This window comes from Vibrio rotiferianus CAIM 577 = LMG 21460, from assembly GCF_002741985.1.
Classification (GTDB): Bacteria; Pseudomonadota; Gammaproteobacteria; order Enterobacterales; family Vibrionaceae; genus Vibrio; species Vibrio rotiferianus.
In genome coordinates, this window is record NZ_APHW01000101.1 from 97,194 (window position 1) to 115,921 (window position 18,728).

Consider the following 18,728-nt stretch of genomic DNA (forward strand, 5'->3'; position numbering starts at 1 on the left):
ACACACAGATTTAGCATTTAAGAAGTGAAACACACTTTACTTGATCAATTTCAAGTTGCATGTTTGGGGTTGGATCGCGTTTGCAATGATTCCGGCAGGTATTGCTCAAAAATTTGCTTCAAGCGTTCTTTTGTCACTGGTTTAGCAACAAATTCATTCATCCCAATAGCAAAACATCGTCGCTGATCTTCTTTGATAACGTTCGCACTCAAAGCAACAATCGGTACTTGCTTACCCCAAACGCCCATCTTGCGAATGTTCTCTGTAGCAACAAAACCATCCATCACTGGCATTTGGCAGTCCATCAGAATCAGATCGAATTGATGCTCTTGGCACAGTTTAAGTGCTTCCTCACCGTGTTCAGCTACTCGAACTTGCATACCGAGTTTCTCCAACATAATACGCACTACTTTCTGATTGACCTCAGTATCTTCAACCACCAGTACCCATGGTTTTCCACTGTCAGGCTTTAGCTCAGTATTTTCAGAGGTATTGGTGTCACCATTTGGAAACTCAAGGACATTAATCGTATTGGAGGCGATCAGCTTGTCACTGACGATATTGAGTGGAATGGTGAATTCAAAACAGCTTCCTAGGCCGGGTTCACTGGTCAGGCGAATATTCCCCCCCCATGACTTCAACTAAACTGCTACAAATCGCTAAACCAAGACCTGTGCCTCCGTATTTACGCGTGGTACTGCCATCTGCTTGTTGGAACTTCTCAAATACCGCTTGTTGGTTTTCTTTGGCGATGCCTATACCAGAGTCCACCACTCGAAAATGCACGCTCGCAACCCCCTCTTCTCGGCTCACTTGTGACACCATCAACTTAACGTGCCCGCGCTCAGTGAACTTTACCGCGTTACTGAGCAGGTTGCTCAACACTTGTTTAAGTCTGCCAACATCCCCTTCGACTTCTAGCGGTAACTTAGGATCGATATCGCAAACCAGTTGTAGCCCCTTCTGTTGGGCTTTGACAGTGTGAAGGCGTCCCACCTCCTGCAACAAATCGAGTAGGCTATAAACCGTGCTTTCCAGTTCAATCTTGCCCGCTTCGATTTTGGAGAAGTCGAGTATGTCGTCGATGATTACCATCAGCGAGTTTGACGAGCTGTTGATAATGGAGACCAAGTCTTTTTGTTGTTCATCAAGCTTGGTATCGCTGAGTAAAGAGGCAACACCGATAATTCCATTCATTGGTGTACGAATCTCATGACTCATAGTGGCAAGGAATTCGCTCTTCTTACGGTTTGCGATCTCGGCTTTGTCGCGCGCAGCTTCGATTTCTACTTGGTGCTCACTGACACGCTCAACACTGCGGTTGTATTTGCATTCTAACAAACCCACTTCGTCGAAAAACCAACGCTTAGGAAGCTGCACCTTGCTTGGTACATGGCCACCGCTGAAATCACTCACCGCACCAGAAAGCAACTGCAATGGTTTCACCATCAAACGAAACGTGACCCATAAAACACCTAGGATGAGTAAAAAGATCTTGATCGCTTCCGCGATCACGAGGAAAAAGAAGGTTTGCCATACCCCTTGGTAGATCGGGCTGAGATCCGATTGCACCGCCACTTGAGCAAGATCATACGTTTTTGCCCCTGTGTCATATTGCAAAGGCCACTGTCGCTCGATCCGATCTTCAGTCAAAGCAGTGCCTAGTTCGAAGATCACTTCATCCGGTGTCGCGATTCTTAGGTAGTCCACTGAGGGCAGGCGCATCGCCCCTTCTGCTTGGGTGTGCAGCAATTCTCTATCTTCTACCCACAGACTGGCAGAAAAACTAGAAAGGTAGCTGGTTTTCACCTGTTCCAGTTCTTTATCCAAGCGAGCCAAATCATCGTTGAAGTCACGATACAAACTGATGGAAGAAATGATCACGGTAAAGATTAAACTCAACGCAAAAATCGCCAGCATCAGCTGGTTGCCGATACTAAACCGACGTTGAGTTCGCTCTTTTGTCTCCATATGAAATCGCTCCCTTAAACATGCGCTACTATAAATATAGTCACGTCACGACAATAATCGAGGTTAGGATGAAAGGACTCTTACGTACATTAGGCTTTAGTTTTATGGCCTTAAGCGCACACACCATGGCGAGCGAAGTGAACTACTACGTTATCTCTGAGCAAGCTCGACCATTCCAAATAGAACAACAAGGTGAACAACATTCCGGAATTGTGACTGACATCGTCAGTGCTATCTTTGCCGAATCCGATTATGAGGTGAAATACCACACTTACCCATTTAAGCGCATGATTTCCGTACTTGAAGCGGGCGGCGAGGAGAATTGGGTCACTTATGGCAGCCCAAATTGGGGCAAGGTGCAATCAGAAAACCTCTCTGAACAACCTATTTACACTGTAAAACACGTACTGGTTTCGAGCAGTAAAGCGCCATTCAAATTTAGCGATATGCAGCACATGCAAGGTCGCTCTATCGTACTGTTGCTTGGCTTTGATTATCCGAACTTAAGTCCGTTCTTTGAAAACGGCACCGTCAATGAAATGCGCGTGAAAGACTACGACGCCGCTTACCGCGTCCTACAACGCACTCCTGGTGATACCGCCTTTGTCGAGATGGAATCGCGCGTGGTGTACAACATAAAACGTTTAGAGCTGCCAATGGAAAACTTCCAAATTCAATCTTTCAGTACTGTGATTCCTGACTACCCTATCTATTTAGCTTTCTCTCCAAAGATGAATCCAAAAGTACAGAGCTTTATCAATAAGCGCCTGGCTGAACTAAAAAGTTCGGGGAAAATCGACGATATCATCAAAAAATACATCTAGCCGTTCACACCTAATCAGTCATGAAAAAACCGCCAGCTTCAAAAAACTGGCGGTTTGATTTTTATCTCGTTTCAGCAACTAATCTTGTTCTACAAACTTAGGGTCGAACATGTGGCCGAGCTTGTTGGCTTTGGTTAGTAAGTAGTGCTGGTTATTGGGGTTATTGCCTTCTTGTAATGGCACTCGCTCAACTACGTTGATGCTCACCTTCTTCAGCGCTGCAAGCTTACGTGGATTGTTAGTCATCAAACGCACTTCATCGATTCCAAGATGCTCCAGCATCCCCTTACAAAACGCGTAATCACGCATATCGGCAGCAAAGCCAAGACGCTCATTGGCTTCAACAGTGTCAGCACCTTCATCTTGAAGATGATACGCACGAATCTTGTTGATTAAGCCAATCCCTCTGCCCTCTTGACGAAGATAGAGCAGCACACCGCAGCCTTCTTCCGCAATATTTTGCAATGCACGATTAAGCTGAAAACCACAATCACAACGCGTACTGAACAGCGCATCACCGGTTAAACATTCTGAGTGCAAACGAATCAGTGGCGCTTCTCTTTTTGAGGGCTCACCATACACCAACGCAAGATGCTCTTTTCCTGTCGCATTCTCGATAAAGCCATGCATAACAAATGTCCCCCATTGAGTGGGCAGTTTGGCTCTATCGACAAAGCGAACCAAGTTGTAAGGTTCTCGGTGTTTAAGTTCAGCACGTACGTTCATTAAAATCTCACCTAAATGATTCTGACCGGAACCATCACCGCCGTCGCCCCAAAAGGCATCTTTGTGCGAATGCTCTGTTAGACATGCACTCCCTGTCTGCATCAACTTTTTAGCAAGCTGAGGGTTTTGCAGAAACTTCTCACGTACGATAAACGCCATCACAGAGAGCTTGTCTTCATCCCAATCTTCACGCACTAAGTGCTGATGTTTGCGGCTTAAAGCAAAGGCTTCATCGGGACTTTTAGCAATGAGAATCTTATTTTTTAGTTCGGGGTCGCTGAACTTCTGAGCTTGATAATAATGTTCGCTGGTGGGCCAAAATTGGGTAGAGACTTTGATCGGAACTTGGCAAAAGTTGGAGAGGAAACCGTGAGATTCATCGGGTTCATAAAAAAGGATCTGATCAACCATAATCGTACTCCTGACATTGCTATTCAATAGTCAACAAAAAGCATATCGCTATTGATATAATGTTTAGTAACGCAGGATAAGAAAGTCAAACAACTTGGTGTAAATCAGAAAATGAAAAGGGCAGCCTTATGACTACCCCAAGGTTTTATTCCGCAGTGTGAGAATTAGTGAATTAAGCCAAGTTCCCTTGCTTCTTCGATGCTTAAGCCGCTTTCACGGATTTCACGAAGTGCTTCAATACGACGTCTTGCTTCGGCAGACTTCACAGTTTTCTCAGGTCTCACAACGGATTCTTCTTCTGGGAGTTCCCACTTGTGAGCGATGTTGCTCATCTCTTCATGGTCGATAGAATTAATGGACATATTTCCTCCGAACACACCATGTTTTCGATGGCTAATCTATAGCAAACCCCTACCGCTGAGGTAAGAAAAACTGTGGGGAAATGTGACCCCTTTCGACCTTTCATCAACTCGTTAATAGATTCATCATTTAGTTTTTGCAAACCACGTTTATAGCGATTAAATTTGAAGAATTCCCCCTACGAAAAGTAAGCTGATCCAGCTCTCATTTTTCCCTCACTAGTTCACACTTCCATAACGGAAAAAAATCTTTTTATTACACTCAACTTTCGAGTCACTTCACTGATTAGACGGTTTTATCTTTCGTAAACCTCATACACCTGATAATGATAATAATTATCTTTTGTATTGGTAAGGTGTAATTATGAGTGAACTTAACCTGAGCCAGGCATTCCACTCTGATCCCGTTATTCAGATCAGAGATTTATGCGTGGACTACATCACTGATAACGGTGACTTCAACGCTGTTAAATCGGTGAGCTTTGATATTGGAAAGGGCGAAATATTTGGCCTGGCTGGAGAATCTGGCTGTGGCAAAAGTACCATTGCTTTCTCTATCAACCGTCTACACAAGCCGCCCGCGTTTATCTCTGGTGGACAAATTCTATTTGAAGGCAAGGATATCCTTCGTCTGCCTGACAATGAGCTAAATACGCTGCGCTGGAGCGAGATTGCGATGGTATTCCAAAGTGCCATGAACTCGCTAAATCCCGTTCTCACCGTTCAAGAACAGTTTGCCGACGTATTACGCCACCACAAAGGATTAACCAACGAGCAAGCCAAGGACCGTGCCGAGAAGCTTCTCGATCTCGTCAATATCCCCCGAAACCGCTTGGGCGAGTATCCACACCAGTTCTCTGGTGGTATGCGTCAGCGATTGGTGATTGCGATTGCCCTTTCTCTCAATCCCAAACTAATCATTATGGATGAACCTACTACCGCTCTCGATGTAGTAGTACAACGCGAGATTTTGCAGCAAATTTATCAGCTACGTGATGAATTTGGTTTCTCGGTACTCTTCATCACTCACGACTTAGCGCTAATGAGCCAATTGTGCGACCGCATTGCGATTATGCGGCATGGCAAGATTGTCGAAGTAAACGGCTCCTACGAAATCCGTAACCACCCTCAACACGAATACACCCAAAAACTTTGGGCTTCATTCCCGAATATCCACGATGTGCATAAACAACCGCAGACGGAAGGAGCGCCAGCATGAGTGAACCGATCATCCAAATGAAAAATGTGATCAAGGAATTCAAAGTCGGTGGTGGCTTCGCCAAAGAAGAAACCTTCCGCGCGCTTCAAGGCGTGAGCTTTGATCTTTATGCAGGTAAAACGCTCGCGCTAGTGGGCGAATCTGGCTGCGGGAAGAGTACGTGTGCGCGATTAATTACCAAGGTGTATCCAGCCAGTGATGGCGAGATCCTTTTTAACGGAAAAAACATCAACGACATTACTGCTCGCGCTGAGCTCCAGGACTACCGCAGTAAGGTTCAAATGGTATTCCAAGACCCATTTGGCTCTTTGAATCCAACCCATACCATTCGTCATCACTTAGCTCGCCCACTGAAGATTCATAAGCAAGTGAAGAGTGACAAAGAAATCCCAGCTAAGCTACTAGAGCTGCTGGATTTAGTCGAACTGCCAGAGGAAACACTGAATAAGTTCCCTCATGAACTCAGTGGCGGTCAGCGCCAACGCGTCAATCTAGCACGCGCGCTTGCAGTTGGTTCGCAGCTCATTCTTGCTGATGAACCCACATCTATGCTGGATGTTTCGATTCGTTTGGGTGTATTGAATCTAATGCAACGTATGAAGCAAGAGCTGGGTATCGGTTTCTTATACATCACTCATGACCTTGCAACAGCGCATTACATCGCTGAAGAAACCGCAGTTATGTACAAGGGACAGATCGTAGAGTGGGGGGGGATACGCAAGCGATCCTAATGAACCCTCAGCACCCATACACTAAGTTATTGATCTCGGCAGTACCGGATCCTGATCTTCCATTTGGCAACCTAGTAGAAAGTGAACCAAACTATTCCATAGATGCCGATGAGATCCGAAGTCGCAGCAGTATTGTGCTAGAAGACTACGATCAAATTGGGCCAAACCACTTTGTAAAACAATGGACTGAGGCAGCTTAATGGACTTAATGACCTGGCAAGATCAGATTTCAGATTGGTATGAAAATCGGAAGCATGATCAAGTAGAAACCTTAGAAGTGATCTTATATCAAGCACCTGTTTCGGTGTTTGGCCCAGAGCTAACTGATGAACAGAGTAAAGCCATTGCCTGTTGGTTAGATGGTGGACTTAGAGTGTTTCAACATGCCAGGCATCAGGACCCATATAAAGCATTTCAAACGTTGCAGTACATTAGCGCAAAGTTAGAGCATACGGCTTGTGATGCAATGACTGATGTTTTAATTAAAGATTGGTGCTTAAAGCGGCTACAGCATGTCACCGTACTGTCGCTAGAGTTTTGCAATCAGCAAAATGAACAAGAGCAAGCCCTCTGGAAGGTAAACTCGGACACGCTAATCAGTGCACATGTTAAGGTGATGAGCTATCTTGGTTGGAATGAAATGAAAAGAAAGATGGCTAACTAAGAGGTAAATTGAGCTGAAGTTTAAATGAAAAAAAGCGAGTCTCTTGCGCAAGAGACTCGCTAAGTCAATTCTTATTGAATATGACAATATGGTCCAAAAAGGTCCAAAATAACATGTTAACGTGAGCACGTTAGCGCGTGACTCACATCACAAAATTTAACGCAACATAATGACAATTTTGTCAGAGAAAAGTCATCATTTTGCAAGAAACCAAGTACCACATGAATAATAAAGCTTAAGTTTGCATCAATATTCACGGTAAAAATCTATTTTAGCCAAATACATTCCAGACATTTAGTCAATTATTGCAGTGAAACATCAAGATTAAGCAACATTGCGAACAATAAAAAATCACTTGCATATTCATGCACTTTAACAAAGCTGAGGCAAAAAAAAAGCGAGTCCCCAAAAGGAAACTCGCGAAGTCTATTCAGAATGAATGTAACAATATGAGCCAATCTATTAATCATCAGAAAGGACAAAAGGTTGTCTATTCGAGATAGATATTAGTCACTGAATTGCACTGCAATGTCAGCCCCTTGTAAGAGTTAAGTCTGGATTCTATCAGCGAAAATCATTGTTACATTTAGAATCAATCAGTCATACTTATTGCTCAAATAACACTTTAATGCAGGTAATTAGATTGCCATTTCATCAAGCGCTCTAATTACCATATCATCCACATGACCTTCAAACACCTGCCTACATACTTTACGACGAACCGCCAAACCGGCAATCAAACGTTCAATAGTGAGATGCTTGATATCATTTTGACCATTATATAGCTCAACCGTCTTACTCAATGTCTCGTATGGAAGTGGTTCCTCTCCAACTCTCAGCCAATCAAGCTTGTCAATGAACTCAGAACACTCTTCTTTAATTGAGGCATAGGAGTGCCCTGTCATTGCCGATAGAGCCGTTATGCTGCGTTCTAGCGCCTCTGGGGAGGTGTATTTGGATAGAGTAATGGTGATCTCATCTGCGTTGATCTCTACTAGGTGCTTTTTCTGCTTCACTCGGCGGCCCAAATTGCCCCGTGGAGAAGGCGCTTTACGTTGAATAGGCTCAAATTCGCCGTCTATGATACCTGAGAGCTCGTCTAGCTGTTGCCGGGTAACCATTTCATTGCGAAGTGGGTTTGGCAGCGTAGGCGCCATATTACGCTTTCCTGCATTGGTGGTTCGGGCGCGAGAGTAGCGTAACACCTCTTCCACATCGCATTTGATATCGATTTGGTAATCCGTGACTTTTCCACTTTGGATCATCGTTTCGATCGTTAAGTGGTATCCCCAAAGATTTACGACGAAAAGATCTTCCGTTCCCTTACCATCTGACAAGCGCTTCAACTCTCGGATCAGATCCATAGAAAATCTTCGCCATTCAATGTTACGAGCAAGTTTTTGATTCAACTCGCTTAACAACATGCAATCGGTGTGTCTTCGTACCATTCGACTACGGAAGAACGAATACAACTGGAATACCAAGGTATGCTGCTTCAGAATTTCTGGTGGGAACAAGAAGAAATAATCACGTGTCAGCAGTTCTTCGTAAAACGATGGTTCCCACACTAGGATGTATAAGTTTGGCTTAATTCGAATTTCGCCGTCGGCACCTTCAACAGGCGCTTCTTCCGATGCGGTAATGGTTCGGGCAATGAAGCGAAAACGATCACTCTTAAAGCCTTCTGGCATGTTCTCACTTAGCCAGCGACCAGTCAGTTCATGCAGTTGAAAATCTGTAAATTCAATACGATCAATACTGTCGCGGATTGAATCCCGAGCGGGGCCACTGTCTTTCTTGCCACGTAACGATAGGATATCAGTGATGTACAAAGGCGTTTTATTTGGCACATGAGCTGCTTCCATGTGGTACTGATCTTTATGGTGATCATGGTATTGTACAGTAAGCGTAAACAACGCAAACAGCGTCATCAGATCGTCCACCGTCATGATATTTTTCGACGATCGCGTTTCAATCACAGCTTTAGTACCAGAGATCGACACCATCGATTTCTGATAGCTTTTACGAGTACGAGGCGGTGCTAGTGCTTGGTCGATGATCCCGGCCCAGTTAGTTGGCGAGACAACAAATTGATCCGCTTCATCTTTCATCATGGGTGGTGTGTTAAGGCCATGCTCATTAAGTAAGCGTTTGTTTACTTGCGTTTGTGCCAATGCCTTAGAGCGTTTCTGCTTCTCATTTTGGCGAACTTTCTCCGTTACCAAGCTGGTGGCTCCCAAGGCAGAAATCAGTTGGTTAGGATTGACAAACTTATGAAGCATGGTTTTTCCAGCAAGGCCTTCTTCAAAGCGAACAGGGGTTTGCGTAAATAAACCAATACCTACAGCTGCACGTAAACGTTGCTGTAATGCCGCACGTGTCAGCTGACCATCTGTGGCTTCTACAATTTCTGTCGTAGAAACTAAACCATCTTTGCTACTGAATCCACGTAATGAAATTAGATTAAGCAGTTCTAAGATACTTTTAGTCACCCCTTTGAAATGTTGGTATTGTTCTACCCAATCTGCAGAAGATTCGTGTACCTCAAAAAGATGTCCATCCTTATGGCTTCTTGGTGCTTTAATCAGAATTTTTTCATCAGCTGTCATTTTAGATCCAGATCACACTAGCCGTAGTTTTGCTATGGTTCCGAAGAATAAAGAAAAACAGATCATAAATAAAGAAAAAATCTTTGTTTTTAAATAACTGATCTTTTTGATTAAACTGATCTTATTTGATTATATGATCTATTGATCTGGTGATTTTAGTCTCTGTAACTTACTGTTTTGTTTGGTTATTTTTGGGTGCCTCTTCGGAACTATGATCATGTTTTTATCGAAACAATGATCAACGAAATGCAGAAAGCATGATCAAAGAATGTCGCAAGCATGATCATTAAATCACTGAAAAGATGATCAAAACACTCATGAAACGATGATCATCATCTTTCTACAACTTATCCACAGAAGATCGAGTCAATCCAAGAGAACTCTATAGCAACTATCGCTTGTGTGGACTCATTTTGTCTCCGGATCGATGATCAAGAGAGAGGTATTTCATCGTTCTGTTCTCAATATTGAGCGTAAAATGTTCAATTGGTGAAAACTTGGCTTTTTCATTTGAATGTTGTTACCTGAAAAGGTTTCTTAAGGATTCGTCGAAAGCATGATCATGATTGTCTTTGCTACATTTTGTATGATGCTTGATTTCATCGTTCCGCGTTTTACGTCTTTATTTTGTTGCCATCCCCCAGTCTATCTGCATTCTGCCGTAAATTGACCGTGAAAAGTCATGCTTCCGAGGTCAAAACGCGCTTGATCATTTTTCCGGTAATTTGATCGCAATGAAAAATTGATATGTCGCGCGCAAGGACACATAAGTTCCTTGATCATGCTTTCGTATTTTCTGTTCTTACTGGAAGTATGATCATGAAGAACCCTTGATCATACTTCCGTTTAATATTGCCCTTTTACATACTTAAACGTACTGGACGCATGATCAAGGCGGTTCTTTTTGTGTTTTTAAATAAAAAAGCTGAATCATCATCAAATACTAGATTCATCTCGCACTATCCGTAATTTAGTACCTTTTTATAATCGTTCCGGTAAAACGTTATATTTACATTGTAAATAAGTGACGTCGTAACACTTTAAAACCACACAAGTATCAATCGCTTTATTCGCTAATATTCGATTAATTTTTGTTATATTTTTATGATTAAATCATAAAACAGTCGTTTGTTAGTGTTTTATGTGTGATGATTGTTCAAAATGTCTGTGCACCTTTTTGTTGTTTTTGGATTGCAGTGCTGTACAATAAAATGCAGATATCCTTCCAACGGAATTTGGCATGAAAAGAGAAACAACAATTGAAAATCTCCAAGAGTTAGCAGAACTTACGCAACAAGTTCAAGCTGACCGTATTGAGATTGTTTTGGAAGAGCGTAGTGACAACTACTTCCCACCAATGTCTAAGGCAATGATGGAAACCCGTTCAGGTTTGACTCGCCGTAAGCTGGATGATGCTATCGGTAAGATGGAAGCGGAAGGTCATCAATTCACAAAGAATAATGCCAACCATTATTCAATTACGCTTGAAGAAGCACACATGCTAATGGATGCGGCAGAAGTGCCAAAATTCCACGAACGCAAAAAGAATTCTGAGAATAAACCCTGGATCATCAACGTACAAAACCAAAAGGGTGGTACGGGTAAATCGATGACAGCGGTTCACTTAGCGGCGTGTCTGGCACTAAACCTAGATAAACGCTATCGTATCTGTTTGATTGACCTTGACCCTCAAGGCTCTCTGCGTCTGTTCTTGAACCCACAAATCAGTGTGGCTGAGCACGACAACATCTACTCAGCGGTTGATATCATGCTTGGCAACGTTCCTGACGGCGTTGAAATCGATCGTGAATTCCTACATAAGAACGTGCTGTTGCCGACGCAATACCCGAACTTGAAGTCAATTTCAGCGTTCCCAGAAGATGCAATGTTCAACGCTGAAGCGTGGCAGACTCTGTCTGAAGACCCATCACTAGACATCGTTCGTCTTTTGAAAGAGCAGTTGATTGATAAAATCGCGAATGATTTCGACGTGATTATGATTGATACAGGTCCACACGTTGACCCGCTGGTTTGGAATGCAATGTTTGCTTCAAACGCGCTATTGATTCCTTGTGCAGCTAAGCGTCTTGATTGGGCTTCAACAGTAAACTTCTTCCAACACCTACCTACGGTTTATGAGATGTTCCCTGAAGATTGGAATGGTCTCGAGTTTGTCCGTCTGATGCCAACCATGTTTGAAGACGACAATAAGAAGCAAGTTTCTGTTCTAACTGAAATGAACTATCTTTTGGGTGACCAAGTTATGATGGCAACCATTCCTCGTAGTCGAGCATTCGAAACCTGTGCTGACACCTACAGTACTGTGTTTGACTTGACCGTAGGCGACTTCGAAGGTGGTAAGAAAACACTCGCAACGGCACAAGATGCGGTTCATAAGAGTGCATTAGAACTAGAGCGCGTACTGCACTCTAACTGGCCGTCATTAAATCAGGGGTAATGAATAAATGGCATTGAAAACGTCTGAATTAAACGCGAAATTATTTGGTAAAACCAATAAGCGTCGTGTTGCGACACCTCAAGAAGCGCAAACGGCGGCAAAAGATAAAGCACAAACGATCGAACTTGCCGTTGCGGGTGAGAACACAGTTCAGTTTGAATTGGTTCGTATCCCAGCAGATAAAGTTGCATCAGATACCACGGTATTTGCAGATAATGCACGTGAGCAGTCCTTCTTAAACGAACATGCGCTGTCGGATGTTTTGGTCACATTGAAAGAGCGTGGCCAGCAGTATCCCGCGGTTGGTCGTCGTACTCAAGAAGGAAAGATTGAAGTTCTTGATGGTAGCCGTCGACGTATGTCTTGTATCTTGGCTGAACAAGACTTCTTGGTTTACGTTGCTGATGGTATCAACACCGATCATGCTAAGTTCCTTTCTGATGTAGCGAACGCGCACAAACCTCTGTCTCTCTACGAAAAAGGTAAAGAGATGCAGGCGAAGCTCGAAAGCGGTGAAGCAGAAGACCAGAAAGCGCTAGCTAAAATGTTCCAGTGTAGTGAAGCCTTAGTGAGCGGTGCATTAAAAGCGGCTGCTCTGCCTCTAGAACTATTGCAAGCTTACCCAAATGTAGGTGACTTAGGTCGACCAACTATCGTGAAACTGCATAAGCAATTTTCGTCATTGACGGGTGAACAGCAGCAAAATCTATTGGATAAGTGCCGCACGTCCGAAGGCTACTTGTGGCAGCGAAGCACGGCTCAAGGCGTGGCTCGCTTAACGAAAGAAGTGACAGAAAGCATTGAAAGTTGGATTGTAGAATTAGCACCTGCGAAGCCGACTAAGAAAGCTGAAAAAGTCGACCTTGTTAAAGGTCGTGCAAGCTACAGCCGCAAAGGTAACAACCTTGCTCTTAACTTGAAGAAAGTTGACGACAGCTTGATGGACGAGATTCTAGCTTTCGTTGAGAGCAAAATGAAGTAAATCTCTTCTTCTTTGAAACCGCCTTCGGGCGGTTTTTTTATGTCTGTAATTTGGCAAAGTCTCCATGCATCGAGATGTGATAACATGGCGTCGGTTTAATACTCGGATATACCTAATGCTCGCTCAATCTGAATTCCTTTCTCAACTTCAAACTCAATCTCATGATACGTTTCAACGTCGTGGCGTGGCTATCTATGGTGAACCCGAATGGCAAGATGCGCTAATTACTGACTTTTACAAACATCAATCGAATCAGACCTGGTTCTGTGTCGGTGATTGTTCTCTTGAAGGGGCTTTTTGTGTCTCTGGCAAACAAGGCAATATGCTGCTTGGTCGTGAGTGCGATGTTTTATTGTTTGATGCGAGAAGCGGAGTCGATGCCAACAGTTTTACCGCTGCTCTTGGTGCTTTGGTTGGCGGTGGATTGCTGCTTGTTATCGCCAATAAACCAGAGCATCCAAGCGAAGCTGATTTGTGGATGCAAATGCATTGGCAAAAACTAACTGTGATAGACCAGAGCCGTCCGTTGCCGAAGTTATCGAGTGTGCAATCTGGTGCGAAGGAAAACCAGTTCGAGCAACAAATAGAAGCGGTAGCTTTGGTTGAGAAAGTTGTAACTGGACATCGCAAGCGTCCATTGGTGCTGACTGCTGACCGTGGTCGAGGTAAAACCAGCGCTTTAGGTATTGCTTGCGCGGAATTACTTGAACGAAAGGCAATGCGTATTTTGGTTACTGCGCCAAACATTAAAGCAGTTGAACCTGTTTATCAGCATGCTTTGCGATTGCTTTCAACCGTACAACGAGTTAAGAAAGACCGATTGGAAGCAGGGCAAGGGTACATCCAATTTATTGCCCCCGACGAGTTACTTTCTTCTTTACCAGATTGTGATTTACTGCTGGTCGATGAAGCCGCAGCGATCCCTGTGCCAATGCTCAAGCAAATCACGGAACATTATCATCGTTTGGTCTTTTCGAGCACGATACATGGCTATGAAGGGTGTGGTCGAGGGTTTACGCTTAAGTTTGTTGAATGGTTGAAAGAACAAAGACCGGGAATGAAGAGTCACCATCTTCAACAGCCTATCCGTTGGAGCGCCAATGACAAACTAGAGACATGGTTATATGAGGCGTTTCTTTTGAACGCTGAGCTTGAACCGATTAATGTGGCTGAGATTGGCGAGATTACATTGGTCAATCTCCGTAAGTCAGAATTGATTTCTAATCCTTCCGTGTTGAATACATGTTTCGCACTATTGGTTAATGCGCACTATCAAACGTCTCCTAGCGATTTACTGCATTTATTGCAAGATGAATGTAGCCAAATTTACGTTGCTCTACATAACAGTGATGTGGTCGGTGTGATGATGACAGTGGAAGAGGGCAATCTTGATGAGAACCTAGTTAAAGAGATTCAACTCGGTAGACGCCGTCCCAAAGGGCATTTGGCTCCAGTTAGCATTATTAATCAACTCGGGTATCCAGAAGTTGGGGCGCTTTCTACCCTTCGTGTGATGAGAATTGCTGTTCATCCCGAGTTTCAAGGGCAAGGTATTGGCCAGCAGATGCTGGCAAAACTGGAAGAGGATGCTCCATCTCATATCTCTTATCTTTCCACCAGCTTTGGAGCGACGTCTGAGTTGATTCGGTTCTGGCAACGTTCTGGTTTTGACGCCATTCGCCTCGGAACTATGCGTGATGCTGCAAGTGGTTGCTATTCACTTTTGATGATTCGTCAGTGCAGTCCCCAACCTTATCAAGGCTGGATTGAGGAGGCCAAAGCTCTATTCGAAGAACTTATTTCGTTGAGCGCTTCTTCAATTTATCCTCGATTAGAACCTTCTTTAATCCGTAGTTTGTTTTTTCTGCCAATGGAAGTATCTCCATTGAATCAAACAAAGCTATCTCTGATCGAGCATTATGCTTGCGGAGGAAATAGTTTTGAATCTGTCTCTGTATGGCTTCAACAATGGCTTTGGCAAAATGGCCTCGATGAAGTGTCTGATTTGATGATCAGTAAGCTGCTGTTAAATCAAGACTGGAGTCAGTGTGCAAGACAATACGGGCTATTGGGGCGAAAACAAGTAGAGTCGACACTTCGTTCTGAGCTACAAGTTATGCTGGCAAAATTTACAGTGTAAAGTAAAGGGGGCTATTAAATTTACACTGTAAACGGTATTTCAGTACTCCACCGCTGACGACTAGCCACGTTGATTTTACACTGTAAATCCAAACAAACTACTTAGGGCTCCTACTATCGCTATGGCCCCAAAAATTCTCCGTTGATGCAGAACCAAATTTACAGTGTAAACGACCGAAAGGACTAATCGGACGGTCAAAACGGTACGCAAGTCTATGCTGTTAGAGTTCGCTCGTAAGTCGCTTTGCAAGTAATGTTCAAAGGGAAGGGGAGTGGGCTGTAGACTAGTTAGATGCGGCTTAGGCGCATATGGCTATCATCTTTTAAATACATAGGCGAAGTGCATTACGCTCAGCTCTGAACTTAAAAACAAGTCATCTTCATACCCCAACTCAAAATAGATTAAAACTTTCCACAATTGATCATCGCATGTCTCTTCCGGCTATGAGGTCCTAGCACCCGATTGGAATGTCACCGCTACGATAAACCTTGATGAACTGAACTGCTATGCAGACTGATTTTCTCCATTCTTTGGTTAGACTCGGCAATGAAAGTCAGCATTTGAGCTATAACCGAAAGAACCTCCTATCAACTTATTATAGCCAGTTTAAGTAAACTTAAAATGAAAAGTTTTTGCAACGGCGATTACCGTTGAGCTCAATGAGAGATAATGTAAAAGAGCAACGATGCAAAGATGTTGGAAAAATCGTGAAGAGATTTACAGTGTAAAACGCAGTTCATAATAGTTTGCTGGCCTTAATACACGCTTACAAATCAGTGTTCACTCCTTTAGTGATGTGAGCCCGATTCTTGATGTTGAGAGTTTTGTTCCAAAAACGATTTTAGATAGACTGAAGCAGTAAATGTTTAGCTGGTGTGGCTGATATGTGGAAGCTCTGTCTTAAATGGTCTGAAGACCAAAAGAAGATTATTGCTCACATTCCCGGGGATGTAGATCTGGGTGGTGAGCTAAATCAAAAGGAATTGCCTGAGCAACTTGCTGAGATGGATGCAAGCAAGTTGTTTGTCGATGAAGCCGAAGTTGTGCGCTTTATTAATTGTGCTAGGGAGAGAAAAGCTGAAGCTTATGATGGCATCATCATTGCTGAATTACGTAATGCTGAAGTCTCGGTCGAACTTAGCAACAATGACATGCTAGCGAGCATGTGTGTTGTAGGCGCACATGGAGGTCGCGGCTTGCGTGGTCCCGAGATAGTGCAAGCGTTGGCAAATGCTAAGGTATCTAAAGGCATCAATAAATTGGCGCTAAAGAAAGTCATGGTAGTCAGCTCGCAACTCAAACCTGGGGAAACTTTTGTCCAACCTGTTGCGGTTGGTAAGCAGCCCATAAAAGGCAAAGACGCCATATTTACGCCGTTAGTTAAAGATATATCCAAGCGTGTACTCAAGCCCAAGCAAGCTAATTCAGACAGCGATAAGATTGATTTAAAAAATCTGGGTGAAACCATTACGGTTGATGCGGGTGATGAGGTTATGCGTCGGACTCCAGCAACGAAAGGGACGCCAGGATTTACTGTTCAAGGGAAAATAATCCCCCCACAGGCAGGTAAGGATAGCCCAATCAAGCCAGGTAAAGGCACTGAAATAGCAAAACATGATCCTAACTTGTTGCTGGCAACGGTCTCTGGCATGCCAATGATCAAAGAAAAAACCATCGAGGTAGACAATGCATTGTGTCTTAATGGCGTTGGCGTTAATACTGGGCACGTGAAGTTTAAAGGAAATGTGTTTATTTCTGGTGATATTGAGTCTGGTATGATTGTAAAAGCGACAGGCTCTGTCACCGTCGGTGGGTTTATCGAGTCGGCAGATGTGCAAGCACAAGGTGACATTGAAGTAGGTAAAGGCATTATTGGTCATACCGTGCCCGATGGTGAACCCAAGAGTTGCCATGTCAAAAGCAAGGGGTCGATCAAGGCTAACTACGCTCAGTTTAGTGAACTTCAATCTGGCCAAGATATTGAGCTTGCCGTACACAGCATGAATAATGATATTAAATGCGGCCATAATCTCACCGTCTTGGATGCTTCTGGGCGCAATGGAACCTTAAGTGGTGGGGTTGCAAAAGTAGGCGACAAGGTAAAATGTTTGCAGCTTGGTGTTGAGGGGGATACGGCTACAAAAGTGGAAGCCTTTGCTCGCTACACGGCATACAAAGAAAAAATCAGCTCGTTAAAAGAGGAATACAAACTCGCTCAAGAAGGTACGATGGAAGTCATTCGTAAGGAACTTGAATTTAAGAAGCGCCCAAAAGCGGAACGAACGGATGAGGAGCAAGCTCAAATTGATGGTCTAAAAGAGCGCAATAATAAGCATCTTGAAGACGTCAAATCTAAACTCAATACGTTAGAAACTGATTTCGAAGTTCTGCTAGAAGAAAATGTTGTAGAAGCCACTGAGCGAGTTTTTACGCGCGTAACGGTTCAGTTTGGTGATGAGCAAGTGATCACGAAGCGCACACATGGAGGCTGCGTTTTTAGCTTCAATCAGTACGAGATCAAAGTTGCAGCCAACCTAGAAGAGGAAGACGTCGCAGTATAAATTGTCGTCGCTCATTCAGCTTTAGGATTAGAGTAAAAAACACTTAGCCCAGTTCAGAACTGGGCTATTTTATATCGTATACCCAGGTGCGATTTAAACGTCTCGCGGGCTTAAATAAAAAATCGGCAGAAAAGCAAGCAAACCAAGGCCCTTATTATTTGCAAAGGGAACCCTTTGGAAGCGTGTCATTACTCCGATTACGGTTTCAAATAACTTGGTAAGAGCTCGCTACAACACAGTGTTGTTTTACTTGAACTTGAGCCAGTGGCGACGCTCTGAATACTGCATCTGAAAGCTACTTGGGTTTAGCTGCCGACTTCTCTAACGTGACTGTATATGCTCAGCGTAGTAGTTAGCGAGCTTTTCTATATCACCGCTGCACATAATTTTCATCGCTTGTTTGATGTTCTCTAAAGGCCAGTCCCACCATTTTATTTCGAGTAGTGATCCAATTGCACCCTCATCAAACCTTTTTCGGACGACATGGTTGTTTGCAACCACAATCGAATAAGGTGCCACATCTTTTGTGATGACAGCTCGTGCACCAATGACCGCACCATCACCGACAGTTACTCCTGGCATTATCATTGCCTCCGTGCCAATCCAGACATCGTTGCCAATAACGGTATCGCCGGCACGCTCAAAGCCGCTTTGTGCCCCATCGCCAAACTCTTCTGGGGAAAAGGGAAACGTGGAAATCCAATCAATACGATGCCCCTGATTACCCGCCATCATAAAAGTCGCGCCAGAGGCAATTGAACAAAATTTGCCAATGATCAGTTTATCGACTTCTCCATATGCGCCGTTTTGCCACTCTTGTTGCGTCACGCTGTCGCCCATCAAATAACGAACAGCCTGATCTTCGAAGGTTTTCCCGTGATAAAACCCCGAATAGTAGCTGTAATCCCCAACTTCGATATTTGGATTAGTTACGTGATCTTTTATGACTTGGCCAGTCAACCAAGTTTCAAAAGCGTTCATCTGTATTCTCCATGCAAAAATTTAAGTTGTGCGAAGTGTAGAGCCTTTCTATTATTTCAAGTAGATTGATTTTAGAGATTCATAATTACCAT

The 18,728-nt window shown here is 43.7% G+C and carries 11 protein-coding genes and 2 pseudogenes; 8 read left to right on the forward strand and 5 right to left on the reverse strand.

Features of this window, described 5'->3' with window-relative positions; translation table 11 throughout:
• Positions 1–50 precede the first annotated feature (50 nt).
• Positions 51–1,971 (reverse strand): annotated as a pseudogene (locus B853_RS17655) (ATP-binding protein).
• Positions 1,972–2,039: 68 nt separating this feature from the next.
• Here B853_RS17655 and B853_RS17660 point away from each other — a divergent pair.
• Complete coding sequence (locus B853_RS17660; protein WP_038883368.1) at positions 2,040–2,795, forward strand: substrate-binding periplasmic protein; 756 nt, start codon at positions 2,040–2,042, stop codon at positions 2,793–2,795.
• Between the two features lie 78 nt (positions 2,796–2,873).
• On the opposite strand, the gene ribA is transcribed toward B853_RS17660, so the two are convergent.
• Both ribA and B853_RS17670 read right to left on the reverse strand, forming a co-directional pair.
• Positions 2,874–3,932, reverse strand: a complete 1,059-nt coding sequence (gene ribA, locus B853_RS17665; protein ID WP_081641152.1) for a GTP cyclohydrolase II — start codon at positions 3,930–3,932, stop codon at positions 2,874–2,876.
• A gap of 164 nt (positions 3,933–4,096) precedes the next feature.
• Positions 4,097–4,294, reverse strand: a complete 198-nt coding sequence (locus B853_RS17670) for a PA3496 family putative envelope integrity protein (RefSeq protein ID WP_010453691.1) — start codon at positions 4,292–4,294, stop codon at positions 4,097–4,099.
• A gap of 361 nt (positions 4,295–4,655) precedes the next feature.
• On the opposite strand from B853_RS17670, the gene B853_RS17675 reads away from it, so the two are divergent.
• From B853_RS17675 to B853_RS17685, 3 genes and pseudogenes are all read left to right on the forward strand, one after another.
• Positions 4,656–5,510 carry an ABC transporter ATP-binding protein gene (locus B853_RS17675; protein ID WP_038883369.1) on the forward strand — a complete coding sequence of 285 codons (855 nt, stop codon included), beginning with the start codon at positions 4,656–4,658 and terminating at the stop codon, positions 5,508–5,510.
• Positions 5,507–6,441, forward strand: a pseudogene (locus tag B853_RS17680) (ATP-binding cassette domain-containing protein). The gene B853_RS17675 and the pseudogene B853_RS17680 overlap by 4 nt, the downstream one beginning before the upstream one ends.
• On the forward strand, positions 6,441–6,905 hold the full coding sequence (locus B853_RS17685) for a hypothetical protein (RefSeq protein ID WP_038887744.1): 465 nt from the start codon (positions 6,441–6,443) through the stop codon (positions 6,903–6,905). The pseudogene B853_RS17680 and the gene B853_RS17685 overlap by 1 nt, the downstream one beginning before the upstream one ends.
• Before the next feature lie 638 nt (positions 6,906–7,543).
• Here the strand turns inward: B853_RS17685 and B853_RS17690 are convergent.
• Positions 7,544–9,514 (reverse strand): replication initiator protein RctB domain-containing protein, encoded by a 1,971-nt coding sequence (locus B853_RS17690; RefSeq protein WP_038887746.1) that lies wholly within the window; start codon positions 9,512–9,514, stop codon positions 7,544–7,546.
• A 1,240-nt stretch (positions 9,515–10,754) separates the two neighbouring features.
• Here B853_RS17690 and B853_RS17695 point away from each other — a divergent pair.
• The 4 genes from B853_RS17695 (at position 10,755) to B853_RS17710 (ending at position 17,655) form a co-directional block, all read left to right on the forward strand.
• On the forward strand, positions 10,755–11,972 hold the full coding sequence (locus B853_RS17695) for an AAA family ATPase (protein ID WP_010453700.1): 1,218 nt from the start codon (positions 10,755–10,757) through the stop codon (positions 11,970–11,972).
• A 7-nt stretch (positions 11,973–11,979) separates the two neighbouring features.
• Positions 11,980–12,954, forward strand: a complete 975-nt coding sequence (locus B853_RS17700; protein WP_010453702.1) for a ParB/RepB/Spo0J family partition protein — start codon at positions 11,980–11,982, stop codon at positions 12,952–12,954.
• 115 nt (positions 12,955–13,069) lie between these two features.
• Entirely contained in the window at positions 13,070–15,094 is a 2,025-nt protein-coding gene (locus B853_RS17705; protein ID WP_038885887.1) for a tRNA(Met) cytidine acetyltransferase TmcA, read from the forward strand.
• A gap of 884 nt (positions 15,095–15,978) precedes the next feature.
• Positions 15,979–17,655, forward strand: a complete 1,677-nt coding sequence (locus tag B853_RS17710; RefSeq protein ID WP_038885886.1) for a flagellar assembly protein A — start codon at positions 15,979–15,981, stop codon at positions 17,653–17,655.
• Positions 17,656–17,976: 321 nt separating this feature from the next.
• Here the strand turns inward: B853_RS17710 and B853_RS17715 are convergent, their stop codons facing one another.
• Complete coding sequence (locus B853_RS17715; RefSeq protein ID WP_038885884.1) at positions 17,977–18,636, reverse strand: CatB-related O-acetyltransferase; 660 nt, start codon at positions 18,634–18,636, stop codon at positions 17,977–17,979.
• Positions 18,637–18,728: the final 92 nt, after the last annotated feature.

Bases quoted from the DNA above. Each gene is read 5' to 3' on its own strand.
- B853_RS17705 (WP_038885887.1), top strand. From the start codon at position 13,070: ATGCTCGCTCAATCTGAATTCCTTTCTCAACTTCAAACTCAATCTCAT.
- B853_RS17670 (WP_010453691.1), bottom strand. From the start codon at position 4,294: ATGTCCATTAATTCTATCGACCATGAAGAGATGAGCAACATCGCTCAC.
- B853_RS17715 (WP_038885884.1), bottom strand. From the start codon at position 18,636: ATGAACGCTTTTGAAACTTGGTTGACTGGCCAAGTCATAAAAGATCAC.
- B853_RS17690 (WP_038887746.1), bottom strand. From the start codon at position 9,514: ATGACAGCTGATGAAAAAATTCTGATTAAAGCACCAAGAAGCCATAAG.
- ribA (WP_081641152.1), bottom strand. From the start codon at position 3,932: ATGGTTGATCAGATCCTTTTTTATGAACCCGATGAATCTCACGGTTTC.
- B853_RS17700 (WP_010453702.1), top strand. From the start codon at position 11,980: ATGGCATTGAAAACGTCTGAATTAAACGCGAAATTATTTGGTAAAACC.
- B853_RS17660 (WP_038883368.1), top strand. From the start codon at position 2,040: ATGAAAGGACTCTTACGTACATTAGGCTTTAGTTTTATGGCCTTAAGC.
- B853_RS17695 (WP_010453700.1), top strand. From the start codon at position 10,755: ATGAAAAGAGAAACAACAATTGAAAATCTCCAAGAGTTAGCAGAACTT.
- B853_RS17675 (WP_038883369.1), top strand. From the start codon at position 4,656: ATGAGTGAACTTAACCTGAGCCAGGCATTCCACTCTGATCCCGTTATT.
- B853_RS17685 (WP_038887744.1), top strand. From the start codon at position 6,441: ATGGACTTAATGACCTGGCAAGATCAGATTTCAGATTGGTATGAAAAT.
- B853_RS17710 (WP_038885886.1), top strand. From the start codon at position 15,979: ATGTGGAAGCTCTGTCTTAAATGGTCTGAAGACCAAAAGAAGATTATT.